The 505-nt window shown below is 67.9% G+C and carries 1 protein-coding gene; it reads right to left on the bottom strand.

Annotated features, from left to right (window positions below; all coding sequences use genetic code 11):
* A partial coding sequence (locus ACNPM4_RS02070) for an electron transfer flavoprotein subunit beta/FixA family protein (RefSeq protein ID WP_448984522.1) occupies window positions 1-346 on the bottom strand: 346 nt, incomplete at its 3' end.
* Window positions 347-505: the final 159 nt, after the last annotated feature.

Genomic DNA, 505 nt, shown 5'->3' with positions numbered 1-505 from the left:
TGACGAGATCCGGCGCACCGCGGCGGATGGCCGCGGCCAGCACTTCGGCGGTGAGACCGAGGTCGGCGCCGGCGAGCTGTTCGTCGGCGATGTGCACGGCCGATGCGGCGCCGATCGCGAGCGCCCGGCGCACCGAGGCGGTCGAGCCGGCGGGAGCCATCGACAAGGCGACGACCTCCGTGCCCTCGTTCTTGTCGGCGTAGCTGAGCGCGACCTCGAGCGCCCGCTCGGTGATCTCGTCGAGGACGACATCGCCGGCCGCACGATCGGCGAGTCCGGTCTCGAGATTCAGCTTGCGATCGCCATAGGTGTCCGGCACCTCTTTGACCAGGACGAAGATCTTCATCGAATGCTCCTCACGACAGCCCGAGTCTATCCGCATCGGGCTCTATGTAGCCAAAAACGGAGGTAATCACGGTTCGGAGCCGCCGTTTCCGCCGACAATGTATACATACTCCACACTGCGGCGGCCGTGCGCGCCGCGGTCCCCCCCGCCTCCCCCGCC

The organism is Microbacterium umsixpiens (assembly GCF_053543675.1).
The sequence above is the reverse complement of the archived record's forward strand: the minus strand, read 5'-3'. Positions and strand labels throughout refer to the sequence as shown.